We start from the raw sequence: 24867 nt of genomic DNA, 5'->3' as shown, positions 1-24867 counted from the left end.
CGGGATTCGGCATTGGGGATTGGGGATTCGTAACGGCAGCAGCAACAGCAACGGCGCACGCGGCGTCGCTGTTCACCAATCCCGAATGCCGAATCCCCAATCCCCGCTTCACAGCGTCTGCTCCAACACGCGCCAGACCAGCGCTTCGAAGTCGATGCCGAGTTGGCGGGCGGCCTTGGGCACCAGCGAGTGGCTGGTCATGCCCGGGGCGGTGTTCACTTCCAGCAGGTACAGCTGGCCGGTGCTGCCATCGCGCATCACGTCCACGCGACCCCAGCCACTGCAGCCGGCGGCGCGGAACGCATCCAGGGCGAGCTGGCCGATCTGTGCTTCTGCGTCGCCATCCAGGCCCGGGCACAGGTACTGCGTGTCTTCGGCGATGTACTTGGCGTTGTAGTCGTACCACTGGCCCTTGGGCACGATGCGGATCGACGGCAGCGCCACATCGCCGAGCACGGCGACAGTGAGCTCGTCGCCTTCGATCAGTTGTTCCATCAGCAGCGCGCCGTCGTAGCGTGCGGCAAGCGTCACGGCCTCTTCGAGCTGCGCCTGGTCGAACACGCGGCTGACGCCGACGCTGGAGCCTTCGTTGGCCGGCTTCACGATCACTGGCAAGCCGATCTGCTCGGCAGCGGCGTGAATCTGCTGCGCGCTGGCGCCGGCGGCAAGCCGTGCGTAGCGCGGCGTGGACAGGCCCAGCGACAGCCAGACCTGCTTGGTACGGATCTTGTCCATGCTCAGCGCCGAGCCGAGCACGTTCGAGCCGGTGTACGGCACGCCGAAGGCCTCCATCAACCCCTGCACGATGCCGTCTTCGCCGCCGCCGTTGTGGCCGTGCAGCACGTTGAAGACGCGGTCGAAGCGCTGCGCGACCAATGCCTGCGCCAACGCCGGAATGCCGTCGACCGGCTGCGCATCGACGCCGCGCGCGCGCAGGGCGTCGAGCACGTTACTGCCGGAATTGAGCGAAACCTCGCGCTCGGACGAGGTGCCGCCGAGCAGCACTGCAACCCGGCCGAACATGGCCGGGTCGCTGATGCGCGCGGGAACGATCTGTGCACTCATGCCGGCGCTCCGACAAAGCCATCGGTGACGATCTGCTGGGCGACATAACCGATGTCGCCGGCGCCCATCATCAGCAGCAGGTCACCGTCCTGCAGAACGTCGGGCAACACTTCGGACAGACCGGCGACCTGGCCGACCACCACCGGCTCGCTACGGCCGCGTGCACGGATGGCACGCGCCAGGGCGCGTGAATCAGCGCCAGGAATAGGCGCTTCGCCGGCCGGGTAGACCTCGCTCAATACCAGAGCGTCGACGGTACTGAGCACTGCGGCGAACGCGTCGAACTGATCGCGGGTACGGCTGTAACGGTGCGGCTGGAAGGCCACCACCAGGCGCTTGTCCGGCCAGCCGCCACGGGCCGCGGCGAAGACTGCTTCGAGTTCGCGCGGATGGTGGCCGTAATCGTCGACCACGCGCACGCGCGCGCCGCTGGCGGTGGTGACTTCGCCCAGATCGTTGAAGCGACGGCCGATACCGGCAAAGTTTTCCAGCGCGCGTGCGATGGTGTCCGGCGCCACGCCCAGCTGCCAGCCGATGGCGGCGGCAGCCAGTGCGTTGAGCACGTTGTGACGGCCCGGCAGGGCCAGCGTCACCGGCGTGGTGGTTCCTTCGGGCAGGCGCAGCGTAAAGCGCATGCGCGGGCCGTCCTGCACCACGTCCTCGGCGCGCACGTCGGCATTCTCGCTCATGCCGTAGCTCATCACATGGCGCGGCGTCTTGCCGGCCAGCGCCGCCACTTCCGGGTCGTCGATGCACAGCAAGGCCAGGCCGTAGAACGGCAGGCGCTGCAGGAATTCAGCAAACGCCGCCTGCACGCGGGCAAAGTCGTTGCCGTAGTTTTCCAGGTGATCGGCATCAATGTTGGTGATCACCGCCATCAGCGGATTCAGGCGCAGGAAGCTGCCATCACTTTCATCGGCTTCGGCCACCAACCACTGACCACCGCCGAGCTTGGCGTTGGCACCGGCGGCCAGCAGTTGGCCACCGATCACGAAGGTCGGATCCAGGCCACCTTCGCTCAGCACGGCCGCGGCCAGGCTGGTGGTGGTGGTCTTGCCGTGCGTGCCCGCCACCGCGATCCCGCGACGGAAGCGCATCAACTCGGCCAGCATCGCCGCCCGCGGCATGATCGGAATGCGCTGGCTGCGCGCTTCCATCAGTTCGGGGTTGTCTTCGCGGATCGCGCTGGACACCACCACGCAATCGGTTCCCAGCACGTTGGCCGCCGAATGGCCGCGCATCACGCGCGCACCCAGCTTGGCCAGGCGCCGCGTGGCCGTGTTGTCGGCATTGTCCGAGCCGGAGACTTCATAGCCCAGGGTCAGCATCACCTCGGCAATACCGCTCATGCCGGTGCCGCCGATACCCACGAAATGCACACGCGGGAACGCGCGCACCAGATCGCCACTGTCCTGCAGACGGCGGATCACTGGGCACCTCCTGCGGAGGTGCCGGGATTGGGGATTCGGGATTCGGGATTGGCAACAGCGGCGATCAATCGCGCCGACATTTGGCCATTGATGGATTTCTGCATGCTGTCCTGCTTGTGCTGTTGCTCGTTACGAATCCCCGATCCCGCTCGCTCTTCGACAGCCGGAGGCTGGCTATCCCCATTCCCTGCCTCTTGCAGAATGATGTCGGCGATGCGTTCGGCGGCGTCGGGTTTGGCCAGGGTGCGGGCGGCCTGTGCCATGGCGAGGCGGCGGGCGGGGTCGGCGAGCAGGGCCTGCAGCACCTGCTGCAGGCGCACTGCCAGGGTGTCGTCCTGCTTGAGCAGCACGGCGGCCTCTGCACTGACCAGGTATTCGGCATTGCGGGTCTGGTGGTCGTCCACGGCCGCGGCGAACGGCACCAGCACGCTGCCGACCCCGGCCGCGCACACTTCGGCCAGCGTACTGGCACCGGCGCGGCACACCACCAAATCGGCCCAGGCGTAGGCCGCGGCCATGTCGGCGATGAAGGGTTCCACGCTGGCGTTCACCGCTGCCTGCGCATAGGCGGCTTCGGCTTCGGCGCGCAGCTTTTCGCCGCACTGGTGACGCACGTCAACGGCCGGGTGGCCAAGCGCAGCCAGTGCGGCCGGCACGGCATTATTGAGTGCGCGGGCACCCTGGCTGCCGCCGAGCACCAGCACCCGCACCGGGCCACCACGGCCGACCAGGCGCGTGGCCGGAGCCGGCAATGCGGCGATTTCCTCGCGCACCGGGTTGCCCACGGCTTCTTCGCCAGCGAAGCTGCCCGGAAAGCCGGTCAGCACGCGGCGCGCAAAACGCGACAGCACCTTGTTGGTCATGCCCGGCGCGCGGTTCTGCTCGTGCACCAGCAGCGGCACGCCCAGCAGACGCGCTGCCAGGCCGCCCGGGCCGGCGGCAAAACCACCGAAGCTGATCACCGCGCGCGGCTGGCGCTTGCGCAGCACGAAGCCGGCCGCGCGCACCGCACGCATCACCCGCACCGGCGCACCGAGCAGTTTCACGATGCCCTTGCCACGCAGGCCACTGATGGCCAGCGTGTCGATCTGGATTGCGTGCTGCGGCACCAGCCGCGTTTCCATCGCGCCGTCGGCGCCCAGCCAGGTCACCGGCACGCCGCGCGCGCGCAGCACCTTGGCCACGGCCAGGCCCGGAAAAATATGCCCGCCGGTGCCACCGGCCAGGATCATCACCGGTCGCACCGATGCCGCGGCATGTGCAGGCTGCTGCACCGGATGCGCATGCTCAACGCTCACGCGATCCTCCCGAACGTGGGTTCGACGCGTGGCTGCATGCGGCTGGTCCCGCGCAGCACGGCAGATGCCGGCACGACGGAGGCCGGCATGACCGGTGCAGGTGCGGCAGCCGCGGTTTCGCGCTGCGGCTTGCGCACCGGTGCAGGCGCCGGCGCTGGCTCGGCAGACGGCTCGGCCGGTGCCATCGGCGCAGGCGCGGCACCGTGCGGCGACAACTTGCTGCGCAGGCGCTCGGCACGGTCCATTTCATAGGACACGCGCAGCAGCAGGCCCATCGCCACGCAGGTCATCAGCACCGACGAACCGCCCGAGGAGATCAGCGGCAAGGTCAGGCCCTTGGTCGGCAGAATGCCCAGATTCACGCCAACCGAGACGAAGCTCTGCAGGCTGATCCACAAACCGATACCGAAGGCGATGTAGCCAGAGAAGTGGCGCTTCATTTCCACACAGCGCATGCCCAGCCAGAACGCGCGGCCGACCAGCAGCGCGTACAACGCCACCACGCTGCACACGCCGACAAAACCGAGTTCTTCGGCGATCACCGAAAAGATAAAGTCGGTATGCGCTTCGGGCAGGTAGTTGAGCTTCTGCACCGAGGCGCCCAGGCCCACGCCGGTCCACTGCCCGCGGCCCACCGCCATCAAGGCGTTGGACAACTGGTAGCCGGAGCCAAGCTGGTCGGCCCATGGATCCAGGAAGGAGGTGATGCGGCGCAGGCGGTACGGCTCCAGGATCGCGATGAACGCAAACACCGGCAGGCCGAACACGATCGGCATCGACATCCGCGGCAGGTTCACCCCGCCCAATACCAGCATGCCGGCGGTGATCGCCAGCAGCAGCGTGGAGGAGCCGAAGTCAGGCTGCATCAGCAACAGGCCAACCAACGCGATCGCCACGCCCAGCGGCTTGAGCATCGCCGGCCAGGTCGCGTTGACCTCGTCGCGGAAACGCACCAGGTAGCTGGACAGCCACACGATGTAGAGCACCTTGACCGCTTCGACGGTCTGGAATTTCGACACGCCCAGGTTGATCCAGCGCTTGGCGCCGTTGACGCTGCTGCCCAGGCCCGGCACGAACACCACCATCAGCAGGCCGAAGCACGCCAGCAGCAACACCTGGTTGTACTGCTCGATGGTCTTGAGCTCGGTGCGCATCGCCCAGAACGCCAGGCCCACGCCGATGCCCAGGAACAGCAGATGGCGGGTCAGGTAATAGAACGGGTTCTCCGACAACTCGATCGAGCTGGAGGCCACCATCACCACGCCCAGCGATGCCAGCGTGGCAGCCGCGCCGAGCAGCCACGGGTCATAGCGGCCGCCGATGGCGTCCAGTCGCGTGGCCTGGCGGGACATGTCGTTCATCAGCGCACCTTCAACGTGGCAAGGCCGATCAGCACCAGCACCACCGAGATGATCCAGAAGCGCACGATCACGCGCGGCTCCGGCCAGCCCTTGAGTTCGAAGTGGTGATGGATGGGCGCCATGCGGAACACGCGCTTGCCGGTCAGCTTGAAGCTGGCGACCTGGATCATCACCGACAGCGTTTCGATGACGAACACGCCGCCCATGATCACCAGCACCAGTTCCTGACGCACGATCACCGCCACGGTGCCGAGCACCGCGCCCAGCGACAGCGCGCCGATGTCGCCCATGAACACCATCGCCGGATAGGTGTTGAACCACAGAAAGCCCAAGCCTGCCCCGGCAATCGCCGAACAGATGATGATCAGCTCACCGGCGCCGGGAATCAGCGGGATCTTGAGGTATTCGGCGAATACCACGTTGCCCGAGGCATAGGCGAAGACGCCCAGCGCGCAGGCGACCAGCACGGTCGGCATGATCGCCAGGCCGTCCAGGCCGTCGGTCAGGTTGACCGCGTTGGAGAAGCCGACGATCCAGAAATAGGCGATCACCACAAAGCTCACGCCGGCCAGCGGCAACGCGATGGCCTTGAACATCGGGATGTAGAACGTGATCGCGGCCGGCACGTCGGCCGTGTAGTACAGGAACAGGCCCGCAGCCAGGCCGAAGATCGACTGCAGCAGATATTTCCAGCGCGACTTCAAGCCGTTCGGGTCGCGCCGCACGATCTTGATCCAGTCGTCGTACCAGCCGATCGCACCGAAGCAGATCATCACCGCCAGCACCAGCCACACATAGCGGTTGCGCAGATCGCCCCACAGCAACACCGACAAGGTGACCGTGAGCAGGATCAGCGAGCCACCCATGGTCGGCGTGCCGGCCTTGGAAAAATGCGTCTGCGGGCCGTCCTGGCGAATCGGCTGGCCGCCCTTGAACTGCGCCAGCTTGCGGATTACCGCCGGGCCCATCCACAACGACAGGAATAGCGCGGTCAGCGCTGCCAGGATGCCGCGGAAGGTCAAATAGTTGAATAGCCCGAACAGGCTCTCCAGTTGCTGTAGCCAACGGGCCAGCTCAAGCAGCATGGGAGGCATCCTCCGACGGTGCGAGCAACGCGGCGACGATGCGGTCCATGGCGCTGCCACGCGAGCCCTTCACCAGCAGCGTGGGCGGCGTGACGGAGGCAGCGGCCTGCGCCACTGCACCGGTGTGTTCGTGCATCAAAGAAGAGTCCTGCGTTTGAGTCTGCGAAGCAGCGGCTGCCAGGTCCGCCTGCAAGGCCGCGGCCAGCGCGGCATGGGTAGCGAACACGCGGCCGCCGTCGCCGAACGCCTGCGCGGCGGCGGCGCTGAGCGCGCCCAGTGCATACAGGCGCGTCAGCTTGGCGTTGCGCGCGCGGCGACCGGCCGCAGCGTGCAATGCCTGCGCTTCGGGGCCAAGTTCGCGCATGTCACCCAGCACCAGCCAGCCCTCGCCCGGTGCGGCGGCCAGTGCATCAATGGCCGCATCCAGCGAACCGGGATTGGCGTTGTAGCTGTCGTCGATCAACACCGCACCGGTCGTCAACGTGTGGGCAATCTGGCGCCCGGCCACCTGCGTGGCCTGGGCCAGACCGGCGGCAATGATCGGCAGCGCAATGCCAGCGCCCAGCGCCAGGCCGGTAGCGGCCAGCGCATTGAGTACGTTGTGGCGGCCCGGCAGCGGCAGCACCACCGGCGCTTCGCCCTGCGGGGTCACCAGCACGAACTGCGCGCCGGCGGCATGCAGGCGCAGCTGACGCGCGGTGATTTCAGCACTTGCGTGCAGGCCGTAGCACAGCACGCGGCGGCCTTGCAGCGGCTGCGCCAGCAGTTGTTGTTCGAACCAGGCACCGAAGGCGTCGTCGGCATTGATCACGGCCACACCATCGGCCGGCAGCGCGGTGTAGATGGCGCCCTTGGTCTGCGCCACCCCGAGCAGGCTGCCCATGCGCTCCAGATGCGCCGGCGCAATGTTGTTGACCAGGGCCACGTCAGGGCGCGCGATGTCGGTGAGATAGGCGATGTCGCCGGGCTTGCCTGCACCCATTTCGTAGACCGCCAGATCGGCATCGTCCGGCGCGGCGATCACCGCCAGCGGCAGGCCGATCTCGTTGTTGCGATTGCCCGGGTTGGCGTAGGCGGTGATGCCGTCGACGCGGCCGGCTTCAGCCAGAATCGCCAGCAGCAGCGCCTTGACGCTAGTCTTGCCGTTGGAGCCGGTCAGCGCGATCACGCGCGTGGCGCGGTCGCGCTGCATGCCGGCGGCGATGCGCGCCAGGGCGAGTTCGGTATTGGCGACCACTACCTGCGGCACGTGCAGTGCCGGCAGCAGGCGTTCCACCAGCAGGCCGCTGGCGCCGCGCGCCACCGCATCGGCGGCAAAGTCGTGGCCGTCGAAACGCTCGCCGCGCAGCGCCACATACAGGCTGCCGCTGGCCAGCGCACGGGTGTCGTTGCCAACGGCGTCGATCATGGCGTCGTCGCCATGCAGTTCACCACCAGCAAAATGGGCAATCAGCGACAGCGGCGTGAGTTTCATACGCGCACCCCAAGCCCGGTGCGCGGCAGCAATGCCTGCGCAGCCACTGCTGCATCGTCGAAGGCATGCCGCACGCCGGCCATTTCCTGATACGGCTCATGGCCCTTGCCGGCGATCAGCACGATGTCGTCCGCGCCTGCCATGCTGATGGCCTGGTGGATGGCGGCAGCACGGTCGCGCTGCACGATCGCCGCATCCGGACGCGCAAACCCGCGCAGGATGTCGGCAACGATCACATCGCCATCTTCGCCGCGCGGATTATCGTCGGTAACGATCGCCACATCGGCGGTGACCTCGGCAATGGCAGCCATCTGCGGGCGCTTGCCGGTGTCACGTTCGCCACCGCAGCCGAACACGCAGATCAACCGATCCTGCGCATGCGAACGCAGGCTGGTGAGCGCCTGTTCCAGTGCGTCAGGCGTGTGTGCGTAGTCCACCACCACCAGCGGCGCACCATGCGCGCCACCCAGGCGATTCATGCGGCCGTGGATCGGCTGCAAGCGGCCCAGCACCTCGGCGATCTGCGCCGTTGCGATGTCGAGCGCTTGCAGCGCACCGGCCACGGCCAGCAGGTTATCCACGTTGAAACGGCCCAGCAGCGGCGAGCGCACCGGATGCGCCGCTTCGCCGATGTGCAACGCAAACTGGATGCCGTGGTGATCGAGCTGCAAATCCTGCGCCTGCACCGTGGCACCGGCCTGCGCACGCGAGCTCACGCCGATGGCGCGCAGTGCCGGATCCAGTGCCGCAAACAACGTGCGGCCGAAGGCGTCGTCCAGGTTCACGACCGCTGCGCGCAACCCGGCGCGTGCGAACAGCTTGGCCTTGGCCGCACCGTACTGCGCCATGTCGCCGTGATAATCGAGATGGTCGCGGGTGAGGTTGGTGAACACCGCCACGTCGAACTGCACCGCATCCACGCGGCCCTGATCGAGTGCATGCGAACTGACTTCCATCGCCACCGCCTGCGCGCCGGCATCGCGCAGTTGCGCGAGCTCGGCGTGGGTCTGCAACACCAGCGGCGTGGTGAACCCGGTCGGCACCGCAGCGCCGTACAGGCCCACGCCCAGCGTGCCAATGGTGCCGGTGGGGGTGCCGAGCAGCGTCAGCGCCTGCGCCAGCAGCTGCACCGTGGAGGTTTTGCCGTTGGTGCCGGTGACACCAATCATGCGCATCGCCTGCGACGGTGCACCGTGGAAGTGGTCGGCCAGCACGCCCAGGCGCGCGCGCAACCCCGGCACGGCGATCGCGTCGGCAGGCACTGGCAGGTCGGCCGGCGCCGGCGGTTCGAACAGGATGGCGGAAGCACCGCTGGCCAGCGCCTGTGCGGCAAATCCCAGCCCATGCGCACCGAAGCCGGCGATGGCCACGAAGGCATCGCCCGGGCGCACGGCACGGCTGTCCATCACCAGGCCTGACACCTGCACATCGCGTGCAAGTGCCACGTCCGGGAGCAGCTGCGACAGTGCCATGGCGCGGCTCACTGGCGGCTCTCCTGCAACGGCGCCGGCTGCGCGGGCGTGGCGCCCGGTGCCAGTGCGGTCGGGATGCCGGCGGACACTTCGTCCACCGGGTCCGGCACCAACGCTGGGTCCAGATCGGCCGGCTGCGGCTTGACCACCGGCTGGCCGGTCTTGCCGGCCGCCTGCGCGGCTAGCCACGACTGGATGTCGTCCGGCGGCACGTCCATCAGCCGCAGCGCGCCTTCCATCACCCGGTGGAACACCGGCGCAGACACCAGGCCGCCGTAATACACCTTGCCCTGCGGATCGTTGATCACGATGACCGTGGCAAAGCGCGGCCGGGTGGCTGGCACCAGGCCGGCGAACAGCGCGTTGTAGTGGCCGCGCTCGTAGCCGCCAGCGCCGTTCTTGCGCGCGGTACCGGTCTTGCCGGCCACGTGATACCCCAGGATCGCCGCACCCTTCGCGCCGCCCTGGGTGACCACGGTTTCCATCATGTCGATGACCTGGCGCGCCACTTCCGGCGTCACCACCTGGCGTGTTTCGTTGTGCTGGCCGCGCACGAAGGTGGGCGGGGTCAGCTTGCCGCCATTGCCCAACGTCGCGTACGCCTGCGCAATCTGCAGCGGCGTCACCGACAGGCCGTAACCGTAGGACATGGTGGTCTTGGACGGGCCACTCCACTTCTGCGGCTGCAGCACCATGCCGGACGATTCGCCCGGGAATCCGCTATGCGGCGCGCTGCCGTAACCGAAGTTGCGGATCGACTGGTAGAACGTCTGGTCCGGTACCTTGGCCGCGATCTTCGCCGCGCCGATGTTGGAACTGCGGGTGATCACACCGGTGACGTTGAGCACGCCGTTGTTACGCGGCACGTCGCGGATGGTGAAGCGCCCCACGGCCATGTAGCCGGGGTTGGTGTCGATGATGGTGTCCTTGGTCACCACGCCGGCAGTCAGCGCGGTGGCCACGGTCAACGGCTTCATCGTCGAGCCCGGCTCCACCAGGTCGGTGACCGCGCGGTTGCGGCGTGCCGACGGGTTGATGCCGGTGACCGAATTCGGGTTGTAGGTGGGCAGATTGACCATGGCCAGCACTTCGCCGGTGGCCACGTCCATCACCACCATCGAGCCGCCAGCGGCCTTATTTTCGACCAGCGCGTTGCGCAGCTCCTTGTAGGCCAGGAACTGGATGCGGCGGTCGATGCTCAGGGTCAAGTCTTTGCCCGGCTGCGCCGGACGCACCAGGTCCACGCTCTCGACGATGGCGCCGCGGGCATCGCGCACCACTTTCTTGGAGCCCGGCTTGCCGCGCAGCCATTCGTCGAAGGCCAGCTCCAGGCCTTCCTGGCCGCGGTCGTCGATATTGGTGAAGCCCAGCACGTGGGCCATCGCCTCGCCTTGCGGATAGAAGCGGCGGAACTCGCGCTGCGAGAACACGCCCGGGATCTTCATATCCACGATCGCATGCGCCTTGTCCGGGTTGATCCGGCGCTTGAGGTACATGAATTCCTTGCCGGCCTTCTGCGCCAGCTTGGCGTTCAACTCGTCCAGCGGCTGTCCGAGCGCAGTGGCCAGCTCCGGGATGCGGTCCGGGTTGCGCAGCAATTCCTGCGGATTGACCCAGATCGATTCCACCGGCGTGGACACCGCCAGCGGCTCGCCGTTGCGGTCGGTGATCATGCCGCGCGAGGTGGCGATCGGCAGCTCGCGCAGATAGCGCGCCTCGCCCTGGCGCTGGTAGAAATCGCGATTGACCAGCTGCACGTAGGCCGCGCGGCCGATCAGCGTCACCGAGCACAGACCCAGCGCCACGCCGACCAGGGTCAGGCGACCGCGCAGATTGAAGTTGCTGCGGGGGCGGTTGCGGCCGGCTTTCATGGCGCACATCCCTGTGCGCGGCTTGCCAGTGCAAAACGGCTGTCGTGCCAGCTTGTCATGGGCGGATCACCACGATGTCGCTGGTCTCCGGGAACTTCATCCCGATGCGCTCGCGCGAGACCTGATCCACGCGGTTGCTTTCCGCCCACGTGGCCTGCTCCAGCTGCAGCCGGCCGAATTCGATATTCAATTCATCGCGACTGTGTTCGAGCTTGGACAACTGCACGAACAACTTGCGATGCATGTGGCGCATGTACACCACACCGATCGCCGAGGCGATGCTGCAGGCGAGCAGCACGATGAGCAGCAGGCGGCTCATGGGGCGTCTCCTTGAGACGCCGGGATTGGTGATTGGAGATTCGAGATTCGCTCAGAGCGCTTCTCCAATCCCGAATCCCGAATCCCGAATCCCAGCTTTTCAGCCACCCGCAACACCGCACTGCGGGCGCGCGGGTTGACGGCCAGTTCGCTGTCGTCGGCCTTGATCGCGCCGCTGACCAGTTGCAGGGTCGGCACGAACGGCTGCGCTTCGGGCAGGCGGCGGTTGCTCGGCGGGGCCTTGGCGTAGCGGGCCATGAACTGCTTGACGATGCGGTCTTCCAGCGAATGGAAGCTGATCACCGCCAGGCGGCCACCCGGCTTGAGCGCGCCCAGGGCAGCGTCCAGCCCGGCTTCCAGGTCGGCCAGCTCGCGGTTGATATGGATGCGGATCGCCTGAAAGCTGCGCGTGGCCGGATGGGTCTTGCTGTCGCCGCGCGGCATCACCGAGGCGATCAGGTCGGCCAGCTGTGCGGTGCGCAGCAACGGCTGTTCGCCACGGCGCGCCACGATCGCCCGCGCAATGCGCCGGCTCTGGCGTTCTTCGCCGTAGGTCCACAGCACATCGGCAATCTCGCGCTCGGCTGCCTGCGCCAGCCAGTCGGCGGCGCTCTGCCCGCTATCGGGGTCCATGCGCATGTCCAGCGGGCCGTCCTTGCCGAAACTGAAACCGCGTCCGGCCACGTCCAGCTGCGGCGAAGACACGCCCAGGTCCAGCAGGATGCCGTCGGCGGTTGCCGCGGCGACCACCTGGCCGAGCCCGGCGAAACTGCCACGATGGATGGACACGCGCGCATCGCCACCGAACGTCTGTTCGGCCACGGCAATCGCTTCGGGGTCCTTGTCCATCACCAGCAGTCGACCTCCCGGGCCAAGGTGTTCCAGCACGCCGCGTGCGTGTCCGCCACGCCCGAACGTGCCATCGAGATAGGTTCCGTTTTCGGTCACCTGCAGGCCTTCGAGAACCTGGGTGTACAGCACCGGCACGTGGGCCGCCGGCGGCTGCGACACCGGGTGACCGGGCTGCGCTTCACCGCGCATCCGGGCACCCCGGCTCACAACCTGAGATCGAGCAATTCATCGCCCAGATCCCCGTCAGACAATGTCTGCTGGATCAGTGCGCGATGTGCCTGCTCGCTCCAGAGTTCGAACTTGTCGCCCATGCCCAACAGCACGGCCTTCTTTTCAATGCCGACCGCATTGCGGTGGCTGGCGGGGATGCTCAAACGGCCATTGGCGTCGAGCTCCAGCACCGCCGAGGAACCCACCAGCTTCTGCTGCAGCGTGCGGACCACGCGCTGGGTATTGGGCTTGGACATCACATCGTCACGCACCCGCTCCCACTCCTTTTCCGCATACAGCCACAGGCATCCGGCTTCGAACGGGTTGTAGGTGAGCACCAGGCGATTGCCGCTCACGCGCGCAACGAGGTCGCGATATGCGGTTGGCACCGCCATACGCCCCTTGTCGTCCACCGTGATGGCCGTCTCGCCCTGAAACACCGAATGCAACCTCGAAAATCCGCCTGGGGGATCATTGAACCACGAAAAACCACAAAAAGCCTGGTTTTCCCTCCATTGCCCACCTTAGCAGTGCGTCAAAGGTTGTCAACAGTTTTCAAAGGCGCAAATCGCTAGTCACATCAATGAGTTGCGGCACTCTTTAGAGACTTGTTCAAAGCTTATCCACAAGTTGCTGTTTCGTCTCAGATTTTGAGATTGAACAAAAATTCAGGGGCGTGAAGGCCATGTAAACCCGACCGCTGTCTCACTTCACACTGCGCCAGCTGCAGACCTCAACTGCGCAAACCAGCGACAATAGAAGGTATGTGCCTGGTCGCTCTTGCCTGGAAAACCCACCCGCGCTGGCGCCTGCTGCTGGCCGGCAACCGCGATGAGTTCCACGAGCGCCCCACCGCGCCACTGGCGCAATGGGCGGCGCCGGCCGAGCGCGTACTGGCGGGCCGCGACCTGCGCTCCGGCGGCAGCTGGGTGGGCCTGGGGCTGGACGGCCGCGTCGCCGTCGTGACCAACGTGCGTGACCCGCTGGCCACCGCCTCCGGCCGTTCGCGCGGCCACCTGATTGCCGACTACCTCTCCGGCAGCGCAGACGCGGCCACCTACGCGCGCGAACTGGCGGCTGCCGGGCAGGAGTTCCCGCCCTTCAATCTGCTGCTGTGCGACGCCGAGCGCTGCGAGCACCTCAGCAACCATCCAGCGCTGGCACGCGCCCTCGCCCCGGGAATCCACGGCATGTCCAACGGCCCGCTGGATACGCACTGGCCCAAGACCACCGCGCTGACGCAAGCACTGGCCGCCTGGTGCGACAGCGGCAGCGACGACCTGCAGCCGTTGTGGACGGCCCTGGCCAACCCCGCTACTGCCGCAGACGCCGACATCCCGCACACCGGCGTGGACCGCGCCACCGAACGCCTGCTCTCGGCGGCCTTCATCACCGGCACCAGCTATGGAACCCGTGCCAGTACCATCGTGGCGGTGGACTACCAGGGCAGCGGCTTCATCCACGAACGCCGCTTCGGCCCGGATGGTGTCTTCCAGGGCGAGACACGGTTGGACGTCGCCGGCATGCATTGACAATGCGCATTCATGCGCATAGCGTGCGCATGAATGACGGGATGCCAATCATGAGCCGTTACTACGACACTTCCGCGCAAAAAAAGCCGCTGAACCTGACCATCAACTCGGACTTGGCCGCGCAGGCACGGGCGATGACCGGCAACCTGTCGGCAAAGGTCGAAGAACTGCTGGCCGACTACGTGACAAAAGAGCGCGACAGCCACAGCGCCAGAGCGATGGAGCTGCAACGCGCCGCAAGCGAATGGAAGACCTTCACCGACGCGCACGGCTCCTTCGCCGACGAGTTCTCCACGCTATGACCGACCAGTTCGATGTCTACGCGAACGTCGGCCAAAACAAGAACATCCCCTACGTGGTGGTCGTCCAGTCAAAGATCTTCGACGCCTCACCTCGCCGCGTCGTCGTGCCCCTGGTCCGAAAGTCCACCCACTCCCCGACCCCATCCCGCTTCACCCCGGAACTCACGGTGTCCGGCCACAGCGTCATCCTGCAGCCCCTGGAAATGACCTCGGTGCCGCTGGCGGCGCTCAGCAAACCTGCCGGCTCCCTGAAAGACCAAGGCCAAACCATCATCGACGCCCTGGACGAACTGTTCACCCGCTCATTCGGCTAAGCGCCAAACACGGCCGCAGGGGAAACACCAACGCGTCGTCGGCCACGAGGGCGAAGCCCAAGCCCCAAACGATCAAATAGACCGCGAAGGCGAAGCCCAAGCCACGTAACGATGACTGCAGCAACCAGATCGCATTGATCGCAGCCAAGGCAAAGGCGCCCAGCAGTGCACCCAAGTGCAAGCCCCCTTGAGTCAAGGGGGCGCGGCGACAGCCGCGGGGATTTGGCATGCCCGGAGCGGGACCCGCGTTTTGTACTGCCGCAGGCGGTACGAAGCGTGGGCGCCTTAGCTTTGGGCGATGCCCAAAGCAAGGTGGCGGAGCCGGCCGATAAGCCGGGTTCTGTCGTGGACAGTCATTCGTCTAGGCGCTACGTCACCGCAGCGCTCAAGCAACCTACCCGGATCCAGCGCGGGCCACGCCAATGGATCCCTATTTGGTCTTGCTCCAGGTGGGGTTTGCCGTGCCGGTCCGTTACCGGACTCGCGGTGCGCTCTTACCGCACCATTTCACCCTTACCGGCTCCCCGAAGGGAACGTAGGCGGTATCTTTCTGTTGCACTTTCCGTCGGCTTGCGCCGCCCAGGCGTTACCTGGCACCTTGCCCTATGGAGCCCGGACTTTCCTCGGCACTCTTGCGAGTGACGCGACTGTCTGGCCGACTCCGCCGGGGCGCATTCTACGCTATCGCTGCCGTGCAGAACGGCGCGGCAAGTTGGCTGGCCGATGCAGGGAGCGCGACTGCGCGCAATCAGGGCTTGACCGAGAACGCTCCATCGCGCGCAAGCGCGCTCCTACGACAACGACATCAGCCACCGTATAACGCCTTACGCGGCGCACCAGTCAGCTCAGCGGCCAGCTTGGCGGCGGTGGATGGTGGCAGGTGTTCGGCAAGCTTGGCGTAGACGCGGCGGCCTTCGGCAAGCTGGCCGTCGGCGGCATCGGCGGCGCCCTGCACCATCACCACGAACTCGCCCTTGCGCTGGTTGTCGTCGGCTTCGACCTGGGCCTGCAGGTCGGCCAGGCTGCCATCGAGCACGGTTTCGAACAGCTTGGTCAGCTCGCGGGCGATCACCGCGGGGCGGTCGTCGCCGAAGGCACTGCGCAGGTCGGCCAGCGACTCGACGATGCGGTGCGAGGATTCGTAGAACACCAGCGTGCGGGTCTCGCCGGCCAGGCGTGACAGCCGCTCGCGGCGCGCAGCGGATTTGGCTGGCAGGAAGCCTTCAAAGCCGAACCGGTCGCTCGGCAAGCCGGCGACGCTGAGCGCGGCGATGGCGGCGCAGGCGCCCGGTACCGGGCTGACCCGAATGCCGGCCTCACGGGCGGCACGCACCAGCTTGAAGCCAGGGTCGCTGACCAGCGGGGTGCCGGCGTCGCTGACGATGGCCAGCGATTCGCCCTCGCGCAGGCGGGTCACGATGCGCTCGGACATGGCTTCTTCGTTGTGGTCGTGCAGGGCCAGCAGCGGGCGGTCGATGCCGAAATGGCTCAACAACTGGCGGGTATGGCGGGTGTCTTCGGCACAGATGGCGGCCACACCGCGCAGCGTCTCCTGGGCGCGCGGCGACAGGTCGGCCAGGTTGCCGATCGGCGTGGCGACCACGTGCAGGGTTCCGGGGGACGTCATCAGCGGCATTCTCAAGGGCAAAGAGTAGAATCGTAGCGTTTTTAACGGTCCGCCCTGGCGGCCCCTGTCCAATGGATCTGAAATGAACAAGCGTGTTGCAAGGATCTCCGCCCTCTCGCTGATGGTCATGCTGGCCGCCGGTTGCGCGACCAGCAGCGTCACCCAGACCGCTTCGCCGACACAGAGCGCGGCGCTGGCGCTGTTGGACCAGGGCAAGCCGCGCGAGGCCGCGCAGCAACTGGAAGCCGAGGCAGCCAGCGCCAGCGGTGCGCAGCGCAGCCGCCTGCTGGCTGCGGCGGCGTTCGGTTGGCACGATGCCGGCGACGACGCACGCGCCCGTACCTTGCTGGCCCAGGTCACCGCGCGCCACCTCACCGGCGAGGACCGCGCGCGCTTTGACCTGCTCACCGGCGAGCTGGCGGTGATCGACAAGCAGGCCGCGCAGGCACTGCAGGCCTTGGGCGACAGCCCGCAGGGGCTGACCCAGCCGCTGCAGACACGCTGGCTGGTGGCACGCGCCGCCGCGCTGGAAGCCACCGGCGACCTGTTCGGTGCCGCGGCCGACCGCGCCCGCGCCGACGCCAGCCTGACCGGCACACCGCGCAGCGAGAACCAGCGCGCCATCGTGCGCCTGCTCGCCGCGCTTGACGACGCCACGCTCAAGGGCCGCACCGCTGCGCTGCCGGCGGGCGACCCGCTGTACAACTTCGCCGGCCGCGCGCTGATCAGCCGTGGCCTGCCGCTGCCGCGTGCCTTCGAACGTGACGCGCAGTGGGGCTTCGACACCAGCAAGCGCCCGCCGGCCGAACGCGACGGCTACCGCCCGCCGGTGAAGCTGGGCGTGCTGCTGCCGCTCAGCGGCAACCTGGCCACCGCCTCGGCGCCGGTACGCGACGGCCTGCTGGCCGGCTATTACGCCGAGACCCGCCGCCGCCCGGAACTGCGCTTCTTCGACACCGCTGGCACCGCCGCCGGCGCCAATGCCGCCTACGACAAGGCCGTGGGTGCGGGCGTGGATTACGTGGTCGGCCCGCTGGGCCGCGACGAGGTCAGCGCGCTGTTTGCGCGCGGCCAGCTCGCGGTGCCGCTGCTGGCGCTCAACCGTCCCACCGACAACAAGGCCCCGCCCAGCGGCAGCGCCGGGTTCTCGCTGGCGCCGGAAGACGACGGCATCATGGCTGCCGAATATCTGCTCTCGCGCGAACGCCGCAATGTGCTGATCGTCGGTACCAGCGACGACAACGGCAAGCGCACCATCAAGGCCTTCCGCGACCGCTTCAGCGAACGCGGCGGCACCATCGCCGGCAGCATCAGCGTGGCCGATGTGCCGGGCGACATCGGTGCGCAGTTGCGCAATTACGGCACCGCCGATTCGGTGTTCCTGGCGGTGCGCGGCAACACCGCGCGCGCGTTGGCGCCGCAGTTGGCATTAAGCGGGTTCGCCGGCAAGTCGCGCGTTGGCACCTCGCAGCTGGTGGCCGGCACCGGCAAGGTGGAAGACGACCTGGCGCTGGATGGCATCGTCTACCCCAGCGAGACCTGGACCGCCCTGGGCGTGTCCGGCCTGCCGGCAGCCAGCCAGGTCGCCAGCACCCTGCCCAGCGCGCGCGGCCCGGCGGCACGCCTGTTCGCGTTCGGCTACGACGCCTGGAAGATCAGCGCGTATCTGGAAAAGCTCGCCACCGGCAGCGACGGCGGCCTGCGCGGCGCGACCGGCACCCTGCATCTGGATGGGTTTGGCAATGTGCTGCGCACGCCGGCATGGTCCACCTTCAACGGTGGCCGGCCGGTCCCGATCGCCGACGGCCGCTGAGCCCATGCCGGCGGCCCGCCAGCAGCGTGGCGCAGCGGTGGAAGCCGCCGCGCGCGCGCAGCTGGAACAGGCCGGGCTGCGGCTGGTGGCGGGCAACGCCAATTACCGCGGCGGTGAACTCGATCTGGTGATGCGCGACGGCCCGATGCTGGTGTTTGTGGAAGTGCGCTACCGCCGCGACGCACGCTTCGGTGGCGGCGCGGCATCGGTGGACTTCCGTAAACGCCGCAAGCTGGTGCTGGCCGCGCAACTGTTCCTCGCCGCCCACCCGGCGCTCGCGGCGCTGCCGTGCCGGTTCGATGTGGTCGAGGCCAGCGGCGAGCCGCCGCTGCTGCACCGGATCCGCGACGCATTTCGCCTAGACGACTGCTGAGCAACGAGCCCGTTCGATGCCAACCATCATGACCCACGCCGCGGTACCGCTGGCGCTCTGGTGTGCCAGCGAGCGCGGACGCATCAGCCCGCGCCTGCTTGCCGCCGGCGTGGTGGCCGCAATGCTGCCCGATGCCGACGTGGCCGCTTTTGCGCTGCACATCCCGTATGCCGATGCGTTCGGCCACCGCGGCGCCAGTCACTCGCTGCTGTTTGCCGTATTGACGGCCGCGCTGGGCGCCGGCGCGCATCGCCTGCTTCGCGCCGATGCACTGCAGGCAGCGGTGTTTCTGTTGATCTGCACCGCTTCGCATCCGCTGCTCGATGCAATGACCTCCGGCGGCCTGGGCGTGGCCCTGGCCTGGCCGTGGAGCGATGCGCGCTGGTTTGCGCCGTGGCGGCCGATTCGGGTCTCCCCGTTTGCCGGCAATTTCTTCAATGCGCGTGGCCTCACCGTGCTGCTCTCCGAGCTGCGCTGGGTGTGGTTGCCGCTCACCGTCGCGGCGCTTGGGTGGCGATGCCTCCAACGCGCGAGACCACAGGATCACGCGTTATGACTGATGGACTTCCCACCGCGCTGGCCGACCTGCTGGCCGCACGGCTTGGACCGGAAGGCTGGCTGACCGGCGCAGACGCGCGGCGCCGCTATGGCGAGGACGATTCGCGGCGCTGGGCATTGCCGGGTGCGGTGGCGCTGCCGCGCGATACCGATGACGTGGTGGCGATCGTGCAGGCGTGCCGCGCGCATGGCGTGCCGATCGTGGCGCGCGGCGCGGGCACCGGCACCACTGGCGCGGCAGTGCCGTTTTCCGGCGGCGTGGTGGTATCGATGGCGCGCATGAACCGCATCCTGGCGTTGCGCCCGGCCGACCGCTGTGCGGTGGTGCAACCGGGTGTGCTCAATGGCGATTTGCAGCAGGCCTTGCAGCCGCACGGCCTGTTCTGGCCACCGGATCCATCGAGCGCGGAGATCTGCAGCGTGGGCGGCAACCTGTCGACCAATGCCGGCGGCCCGCGTGCGGTGAAATACGGCGCCACCCGCGACAACGTGCTCGGCCTGGTCGCGGTGACCGGCACCGGCGATGTCATTCACTGCGGCGGCGCGTACACCAAAAATTCCACTGGCTACGACCTCACGCATTTACTGGTCGGCAGCGAAGGCACGCTGGCGATCATCGTCGAAGCGACGCTGAAGCTGACCCCGCGCGCAGTCGCACAAGCCGGCGTGCGTGCGCTGTACCGCGATGCTGCCAGCGCGGCGGCAGCGGTGTCGCGCATCATGGCGCAACCCACCACGCCGACGATGCTGGAATTCATGGATGCCAGCGCGATTGCGCTACTGCGCCGCAATGGCAGCGACGTGCCCGATGCCGGCGCGATGCTGTTGATCGAAGCCGATGGCGATCACGACACCCTGCCCTACGCATTGCAGGCCCTGCATGACGCGGCCGATGGCGATGGCGTCCTCAGCCTGGACATCGCCGCCGATGGCAGTGCGCGCGACAAGCTGTGGGCGGCACGGCGTGCGTTGTCGCCGGCATTGCGCACCATCAAGCCGGGCAAGATCAACGAGGACGTGGTGGTGCCGGTGTCGCGCATTCCTGAGCTTGTCGCTGGTGTGGAAGCACTGGCGGTGGAATTCTCGGTGCCAATCGTTGCCTTCGGTCATGCCGGCAATGGCAACCTGCACGTCAACATCATGTATGACCCGGACGACGCCGATGAAACGGCGCGCGCGCAGGCGGCACTGCCGCGCGTGTTTGCGCTGGTAATAGCGCTGGAAGGCACGCTCTCCGGCGAACACGGCATCGGTGTGGCCAAGCGCGATTTCATGACCCAGGCCTTCAGCGCACCCACACTCGCGGCCATGCGCGCGATCAAGGCCGCACTGGATCCGGATGGCATCTTGAATCCAGGCAAGGTGCTGCCGCCGGCGCCGTGATGCAGCGGTAGAGATGCGCGGAATGATGGATGCGGTGCTGGCGAGCGGCGAATGCGGCATGGAAGAAGGCCGGCAGCTGAAAGCTGCAAACGCACGCTGCCAGTTGCTGCTGCGTTTGTTTGCTGTGTGGGCGGCAGTAGTGGCTCGTTGCTCAGCGTGTGAGTGATGCAACCAAGTGCCGGTGGCGTGCGAATGAGCCCGTCTGTTTATTTCGAAACAGCATCGATCCGTACTCACGCCTGCGCGGCAACAAAGCAGTCGCCATGACACGACCCGCCCCCAGGTAGGAGCGCCCTCGGGCGCGAGCGCTTTCTCGATAAAACCTAGCCGCGCCCACGCTTGATTTCGAACAACCCTAGAACCCCGCCATCCGCAAGCGCTGGGCACCTAGAGCAGCTATCAAAAACGACTGCGCAGCCGTAATGAGATAGCGCCCTCGAATACCGCAACGCAATACTCAGCGCCCGCCACCGATAAATCGCAAGCCCACGCCCGGTTCGGTGACGATGTAATGCGGCGCCGCCGCATCATCGTGCAGCTTCTGGCGCAGCTTGCCGACCAGGATGCGCAGGTAATGCGTGTCTTCTTCATGGGTCGGGCCCCACACCTCGCGCAGCAACTGCGGCTGGGTGACCACGCGGCCTGCGTGCTTGAACAGCAGTGCGAGCAGCGCGTATTCCTTGCGGCTGAGCGGCACTGCTTCGCCATCGAGCGTAACTTCACGCAGGCCCAGGTGGATATGCAGGCGGCCATCGTCGAACACGCTTTCCTCCACCGTGTTGCCGGCGCCGGCCTGGCGCAGCAGCGCGCGGATGCGGGCCATCAGCTCCTGCACGCCGAAGGGCTTGGTGACGTAGTCGTTGGCACCGGCGTCAAGCGCGGCGACCTTCTCGGTTTCGCCGGCGCGCACGGTGAGCATGATCACCGGCACGCTGGACCACTGGCGAATCTCGCGCAGCACCTCGTGGCCGTCGCGATCAGGCAGGCCGATGTCCAGCACCACCAGCTCGGCGCCCTGCCCGGCCAGCGTGGCCAGGCCTTCTTCGGCGGTGCCGGCCTGCAGCACGCGGTACCCCTGCGCACGCAGGCTGATGTCGAGAAACCGGCGGATCTGCGGCTCGTCGTCGATGATGAGCACGCGCGCGGGGGGAATGGCAGTCGGGTCAGTCGGCATCGGGGCGAGGTGGCGCGGCAGGAACGAGCAGCGGCAGCGTAATGCGGATCGTGGTGCCGTGACCATGCGGGCCGGCCAAGGCCTCCACGCTGCCGCCATGCGCACCGATCATGCCCTGGCAGATGGTCAGACCCAGGCCGGTGCCGTGGCGGCCGCGATCGCCGCGCTCCACGCTGTAGAACATGTCGAAGATACGCGCGCGCTCGTCTTCGGGAATGCCCGGGCCCTGGTCGCCGATCTCGATCTGCAAGGCGCCGCTCTGCAGCCGGGCCTGCACCGTCACCGCCACGCCCGGCGGCGAGAATTTCGCTGCGTTTTCCAGCACGTTGAAGATGGCCTGCTCCACCAGCGCCGGATGCACCCAGATCGCCGGCAGCTCCGGCGCCAGGTCCAGCTGCAGGCGCACCTGCGGCTGGTAGCGCTGCAGCCGCCGCGTGGCCGAGCCGATCAACTCGTCCACGCCGATCCAGTCGCGCTTCAAGGTCAGCCCGGTATGGCCGAGCCGGGTCATGTCGAGCAGGTTCTGGATATAGCGGTCCAGCCGCTCGCCTTCGAGCCGGATGGTCTCCAGCAGGCTGCGGCGGTCGGTGGCGTCCATCGCCTCGCCATATTCGGCCAGGCTGCTGGCCGAGCCGATCATCGAGGCCAACGGCGAGCGCAAATCGTGCGAGACCGATGACAACAACGCCGAGCGCAGCCGTTCGGTTTCGCCGCTGACGCGGGCGCCTTCCAGATCGGCAACCAAACGCGTGCGCAGTGCGGCCTGGCCAATGTCTTCCACCATCGCCTCGGCCAGGCGGCGCTGCTCCAGGCCCGGCCGTTGCAGCTGCTGGCGGAAGCGCAACGCCGCCACGCCCAGCGTGCCGCGCTCATGCCGCACCGGCAGGCACCACCACTGCGCGCCGGCCAGGGTGTCGGTGAAGCGGCCGGCCGGCTGGCCGTGGCGCTGGGTCCAGTCGGCGGCGTTGCGGTCCAGTGCACTGAAACTGGTGGGCGCCTCGCTCTCGCACTGTTCCAGCCGCAGCCAGACCTCTGCATCGAGCGCACTGGCCAGCGCACGCCGGCCGGCCTCCAGCACCTGACCCAGATCGGCCGCGGTGCTGAGCTGGCGGGCCAGCGCCTGCAGCGCGTTGGCGTGCGCATTGGCCGCGCGCAGGGCGAGCACCTGGCTGCGCAGGCGCGAGGCCAGGCGCCCGGCCACCAGGGCGGCGATCAGGAACAGGCATACCGTCACCACGCCCTGGCGCGCGCTGATGTGCAAGGTGAAACGCGGTTCGATGAAGAAGAAGTTGTAGGCGACAAAACTCAGCAGTGCGGCGATCACCGCCGCGGCCATGCGCGTGCGCGAAGCCACCAGCACCACCGCGACGATGAACACCATCGACAGGTCATCGATGTCGGTCCAGCGCTGGATCACCCAGGCCAGCGCCACCGCGGCGGCGGCAGCGATGGCGGCATAGGCCAGGTCGTAACGCTGCAGCCACTGCCCCGGGTTGCGCCAGCGCTGCCGCGCGCGGGCACGCGCATCGCCCGAGCTGACGATGACCAGTTCGTAGTGTGCGCCGCGCTGCAGTAGTTGCTGGGTCAGCGTGCGGTTGAACATGCGCGCCAGCGGGCGCTCGCGGGTGCGCCCCAACACCAGCGTGGAGACGCCGTTTTGCGAGGCGAAATCCAGCAAGGCATCGGCCACGTTGGCGCCATGCAGCAGCGCCGTGTCGCCGCCGAGCCGGCGCGTCAACGCGAACGCGCGGTCGATCTCCAGTTGCCAGGCGGCATCGGCCACGGTGCGTGTCTGCACCGTCACCACGGTCCACGGCGCGTCGCGGCGTTCCGACAGCCGCCGCGCCACCCGTACCAGATAATCCGAGCTGCCGCGCCCGTCGATTGCCACCACCACATGCCGCCGCAACGCCGCCGTGCCCGGCAGACCGCGCGCGGCCTGGGTGTCGCGCAGATCGCTGTCCACGCGGTCGGCGGCGGTCTGCATCGCCAGCTCGCGCAACGCGGTGAGGTTGGAGGGCGAGAAGAACGCCTGCAGCGCCTGGCTGGCCTGCTCGGGCAGATACACCTTCCCCTGCTGCAGCCGCTCAATCAGCTCACGCGGTGGCAGGTCGACCAGCACGATGTCGCGCAGGCGGTCGAACACCGCATCTGGCACGGTCTCGGACACGCGCACGCCGGTGATGCGCAGCACGATGTCGTTGAGGCTTTCCAGGTGCTGGATATTGACGGTGGTGTAGACGTCGATGCCGGCGTCCAGCAACTCCACGATGTCCTGCCAGCGGCGCTCGTGGCGGCTGCCGGGCACGTTGCGATGTGCCAATTCGTCGATCAAGGCCAGCTGCGGCTTGCGCGCCAGCAGCGCATCCAGCGCCAGTTCCTCCAGCGCATGCCCCTGGTAGCTCACCTGCGCACACGGCAGCAGCGGCACGCCATCGAGCAACGCGGCGGTCTCGCTGCGTCCGTGCGTTTCCACCACCCCGGCCACCACATCCACGCCCTGGCGCAACCGCTCGCGCGCGCGCGACAGCATGGCGTAGGTCTTGCCCACGCCAGGCGCTGCGCCCAGGAACACGGTCAGCCGACCGCCGTGTTCGCGCTGCAGTTCGCCGATGAGGGCATCGGCGTGTTGGGTACGGGCGTCAGACATTCGGGAATCGGGAATCGGGAATCGGGAATCGGGAATCGGGAATCGAAGAGCCTACCCTGGCTTGGTGTACTAGCGCTGTTGCTCTCCGCCATTCCCCGTTCCCGGCGCTCCGTGTCCGGCGCGATCAAGCGCCAGATTCAGTGCAAGCACATTGATTCGCGGCTGCCCAAGCAAGCCGAACTGCGGCTGCTCGGTGGCGGCCTGCAGCAGCGCGGCTACGCGGTGCTCCGGCCAGCCGCGGGCGGCGGCGACGCGGCGCAGTTGCACCTGCGCACCAGCCGGGCTCAGGTGCGGATCCAGGCCACTGCCGGACTGGGTGAGCAGCTCGCCGGGAACTGCATCCGGCGCAATGCCATCGCGCTGTGCAATCTCCGCACGTGCGGTGGTGATCCGCGCCAGCAGCTCTGGATTGGAGCGCGCCTGGTTGCTGCCGGCCGCAGCGGTGGGGTCGTACTTGGCGGCCGATGGACGCGGCTGAAAGTAGCGCGCGTCGGCAAACGGCTGCGCTACCAGCGACGAGCCGATGACCCGGCCATCCGCCCGCAGCAGTGACCCGTGCGCCTGGTCCGGCATCAACGCGCCGGTGATGCCGGTGGCCAACAGCGAATAGCCCAGGCCCAGCCCAAGCAGCACGAACAACGCGAGGGCGAAGGACGCACGCAACGCGCCATCGTCGCGCAATGGCAAAGAGGTAGACATGGTCGT

The 24867-nt window shown here is 67.6% G+C and carries 22 protein-coding genes and 1 other RNA gene; 7 read left to right on the top strand and 16 right to left on the bottom strand.

The genetic code is table 11. The annotated features are described in order from the left end of the window. Window positions 1–108: 108 nt before the first annotated feature. The 11 genes from ACD584_RS04490 to mraZ form a co-directional block, all read right to left on the bottom strand. Window positions 109–1065 carry a D-alanine--D-alanine ligase gene (locus ACD584_RS04490; protein WP_076036394.1) on the bottom strand — a complete coding sequence of 319 codons (957 nt, stop codon included), beginning with the start codon at window positions 1063–1065 and terminating at the stop codon, window positions 109–111. Continuing rightward, complete coding sequence (murC, locus tag ACD584_RS04485; protein ID WP_076036395.1) at window positions 1062–2495, bottom strand: UDP-N-acetylmuramate--L-alanine ligase; 1434 nt, start codon at window positions 2493–2495, stop codon at window positions 1062–1064. Before murC ends, ACD584_RS04490 begins: the two co-directional genes overlap by 4 nt. After that, complete coding sequence (gene murG / locus ACD584_RS04480; RefSeq protein WP_267130776.1) at window positions 2492–3727, bottom strand: undecaprenyldiphospho-muramoylpentapeptide beta-N-acetylglucosaminyltransferase; 1236 nt, start codon at window positions 3725–3727, stop codon at window positions 2492–2494. Before murG ends, murC begins: the two co-directional genes overlap by 4 nt. A gap of 62 nt (window positions 3728–3789) precedes the next feature. Further along, complete coding sequence (gene ftsW / locus ACD584_RS04475) at window positions 3790–5154, bottom strand: putative lipid II flippase FtsW (RefSeq protein ID WP_076036397.1); 1365 nt, start codon at window positions 5152–5154, stop codon at window positions 3790–3792. Continuing rightward, window positions 5154–6239 (bottom strand): phospho-N-acetylmuramoyl-pentapeptide-transferase, encoded by a 1086-nt coding sequence (mraY, locus tag ACD584_RS04470; protein WP_011035960.1) that lies wholly within the window; start codon window positions 6237–6239, stop codon window positions 5154–5156. The genes ftsW and mraY overlap by 1 nt, the downstream gene beginning before the upstream one ends. After that, on the bottom strand, window positions 6229–7713 hold the full coding sequence (murF, locus tag ACD584_RS04465; protein WP_076036398.1) for a UDP-N-acetylmuramoyl-tripeptide--D-alanyl-D-alanine ligase: 1485 nt from the start codon (window positions 7711–7713) through the stop codon (window positions 6229–6231). Before murF ends, mraY begins: the two co-directional genes overlap by 11 nt. Next, complete coding sequence (locus ACD584_RS04460; protein ID WP_175611574.1) at window positions 7710–9185, bottom strand: UDP-N-acetylmuramoyl-L-alanyl-D-glutamate--2,6-diaminopimelate ligase; 1476 nt, start codon at window positions 9183–9185, stop codon at window positions 7710–7712. The genes murF and ACD584_RS04460 overlap by 4 nt, the downstream gene beginning before the upstream one ends. 8 nt (window positions 9186–9193) lie before the next feature. Beyond that, a complete protein-coding gene (locus ACD584_RS04455) occupies window positions 9194–11056 on the bottom strand; it encodes a penicillin-binding protein 2 (protein ID WP_175611575.1) in 1863 nt (620 codons plus the stop codon). A gap of 55 nt (window positions 11057–11111) precedes the next feature. Then, window positions 11112–11375 (bottom strand): cell division protein FtsL, encoded by a 264-nt coding sequence (gene ftsL, locus ACD584_RS04450; RefSeq protein WP_011035956.1) that lies wholly within the window; start codon window positions 11373–11375, stop codon window positions 11112–11114. Next, window positions 11372–12415 (bottom strand): 16S rRNA (cytosine(1402)-N(4))-methyltransferase RsmH, encoded by a 1044-nt coding sequence (gene rsmH, locus ACD584_RS04445; protein ID WP_175611576.1) that lies wholly within the window; start codon window positions 12413–12415, stop codon window positions 11372–11374. The genes ftsL and rsmH overlap by 4 nt, the downstream gene beginning before the upstream one ends. 14 nt (window positions 12416–12429) lie before the next feature. Beyond that, the gene (mraZ, locus tag ACD584_RS04440) at window positions 12430–12885 is read right to left on the bottom strand and encodes a division/cell wall cluster transcriptional repressor MraZ (RefSeq protein ID WP_005910933.1); all 456 of its coding nucleotides are present in this window, start codon (window positions 12883–12885) and stop codon (window positions 12430–12432) included. A gap of 315 nt (window positions 12886–13200) precedes the next feature. Between mraZ and ACD584_RS04435 the strand changes: the two genes are divergently transcribed. The 3 genes from ACD584_RS04435 to ACD584_RS04425 are packed head-to-tail and all read left to right on the top strand — an operon-like array spanning window position 13201 to window position 14584. Then, window positions 13201–13968, top strand: a complete 768-nt coding sequence (locus ACD584_RS04435) for an NRDE family protein (RefSeq protein WP_076036401.1) — start codon at window positions 13201–13203, stop codon at window positions 13966–13968. A gap of 50 nt (window positions 13969–14018) precedes the next feature. Beyond that, complete coding sequence (locus ACD584_RS04430; protein ID WP_029217148.1) at window positions 14019–14270, top strand: type II toxin-antitoxin system CcdA family antitoxin; 252 nt, start codon at window positions 14019–14021, stop codon at window positions 14268–14270. Beyond that, window positions 14267–14584, top strand: a complete 318-nt coding sequence (locus tag ACD584_RS04425; RefSeq protein ID WP_011035952.1) for a CcdB family protein — start codon at window positions 14267–14269, stop codon at window positions 14582–14584. Before ACD584_RS04430 ends, ACD584_RS04425 begins: the two co-directional genes overlap by 4 nt. 313 nt (window positions 14585–14897) lie before the next feature. Here ACD584_RS04425 and rnpB read toward each other — a convergent pair. After that, an RNA gene (gene rnpB / locus ACD584_RS04420) (RNase P RNA component class A) lies at window positions 14898–15247 on the bottom strand. Window positions 15248–15389: 142 nt separating this feature from the next. Further along, entirely contained in the window at window positions 15390–16211 is an 822-nt protein-coding gene (rsmI, locus tag ACD584_RS04415) for a 16S rRNA (cytidine(1402)-2'-O)-methyltransferase (RefSeq protein ID WP_011035951.1), read from the bottom strand. 82 nt (window positions 16212–16293) lie between these two features. Between rsmI and ACD584_RS04410 the strand changes: the two genes are divergently transcribed. Genes ACD584_RS04410 through ACD584_RS04395 form a run of 4 tightly spaced genes read left to right on the top strand, consistent with a single transcriptional unit; the run spans window position 16294 to window position 20338 of the window. Beyond that, complete coding sequence (locus ACD584_RS04410) at window positions 16294–18024, top strand: penicillin-binding protein activator (RefSeq protein ID WP_076036403.1); 1731 nt, start codon at window positions 16294–16296, stop codon at window positions 18022–18024. Window positions 18025–18028: 4 nt separating this feature from the next. Next, window positions 18029–18397 carry a YraN family protein gene (locus tag ACD584_RS04405; RefSeq protein WP_076036404.1) on the top strand — a complete coding sequence of 123 codons (369 nt, stop codon included), beginning with the start codon at window positions 18029–18031 and terminating at the stop codon, window positions 18395–18397. A 16-nt stretch (window positions 18398–18413) separates the two neighbouring features. Then, window positions 18414–18953, top strand: a complete 540-nt coding sequence (locus ACD584_RS04400; RefSeq protein WP_076036405.1) for a metal-dependent hydrolase — start codon at window positions 18414–18416, stop codon at window positions 18951–18953. After that, complete coding sequence (locus ACD584_RS04395) at window positions 18950–20338, top strand: FAD-binding oxidoreductase (protein ID WP_076036406.1); 1389 nt, start codon at window positions 18950–18952, stop codon at window positions 20336–20338. The genes ACD584_RS04400 and ACD584_RS04395 overlap by 4 nt, the downstream gene beginning before the upstream one ends. Before the next feature lie 457 nt (window positions 20339–20795). Here the strand turns inward: ACD584_RS04395 and ACD584_RS04390 are convergent, their stop codons facing one another. From ACD584_RS04390 to kdpC, 3 genes are all read right to left on the bottom strand, one after another. Next, entirely contained in the window at window positions 20796–21512 is a 717-nt protein-coding gene (locus tag ACD584_RS04390) for a response regulator (protein ID WP_042597568.1), read from the bottom strand. After that, a complete protein-coding gene (locus ACD584_RS04385) occupies window positions 21502–24162 on the bottom strand; it encodes a sensor histidine kinase KdpD (RefSeq protein ID WP_076036407.1) in 2661 nt (886 codons plus the stop codon). Before ACD584_RS04385 ends, ACD584_RS04390 begins: the two co-directional genes overlap by 11 nt. A gap of 69 nt (window positions 24163–24231) precedes the next feature. Then, window positions 24232–24861, bottom strand: a complete 630-nt coding sequence (gene kdpC, locus ACD584_RS04380) for a potassium-transporting ATPase subunit KdpC (protein ID WP_076036408.1) — start codon at window positions 24859–24861, stop codon at window positions 24232–24234. Between the last annotated feature and the right edge of the window lie 6 nt (window positions 24862–24867).

Source organism: Xanthomonas sp. NCPPB 2922, from assembly GCF_041520885.1.
Classification (GTDB): domain Bacteria; phylum Pseudomonadota; class Gammaproteobacteria; order Xanthomonadales; family Xanthomonadaceae; genus Xanthomonas; species Xanthomonas campestris.
Note: the sequence above shows the minus strand (reverse complement) of the source record. Positions and strands in the feature narration are given on the sequence as shown.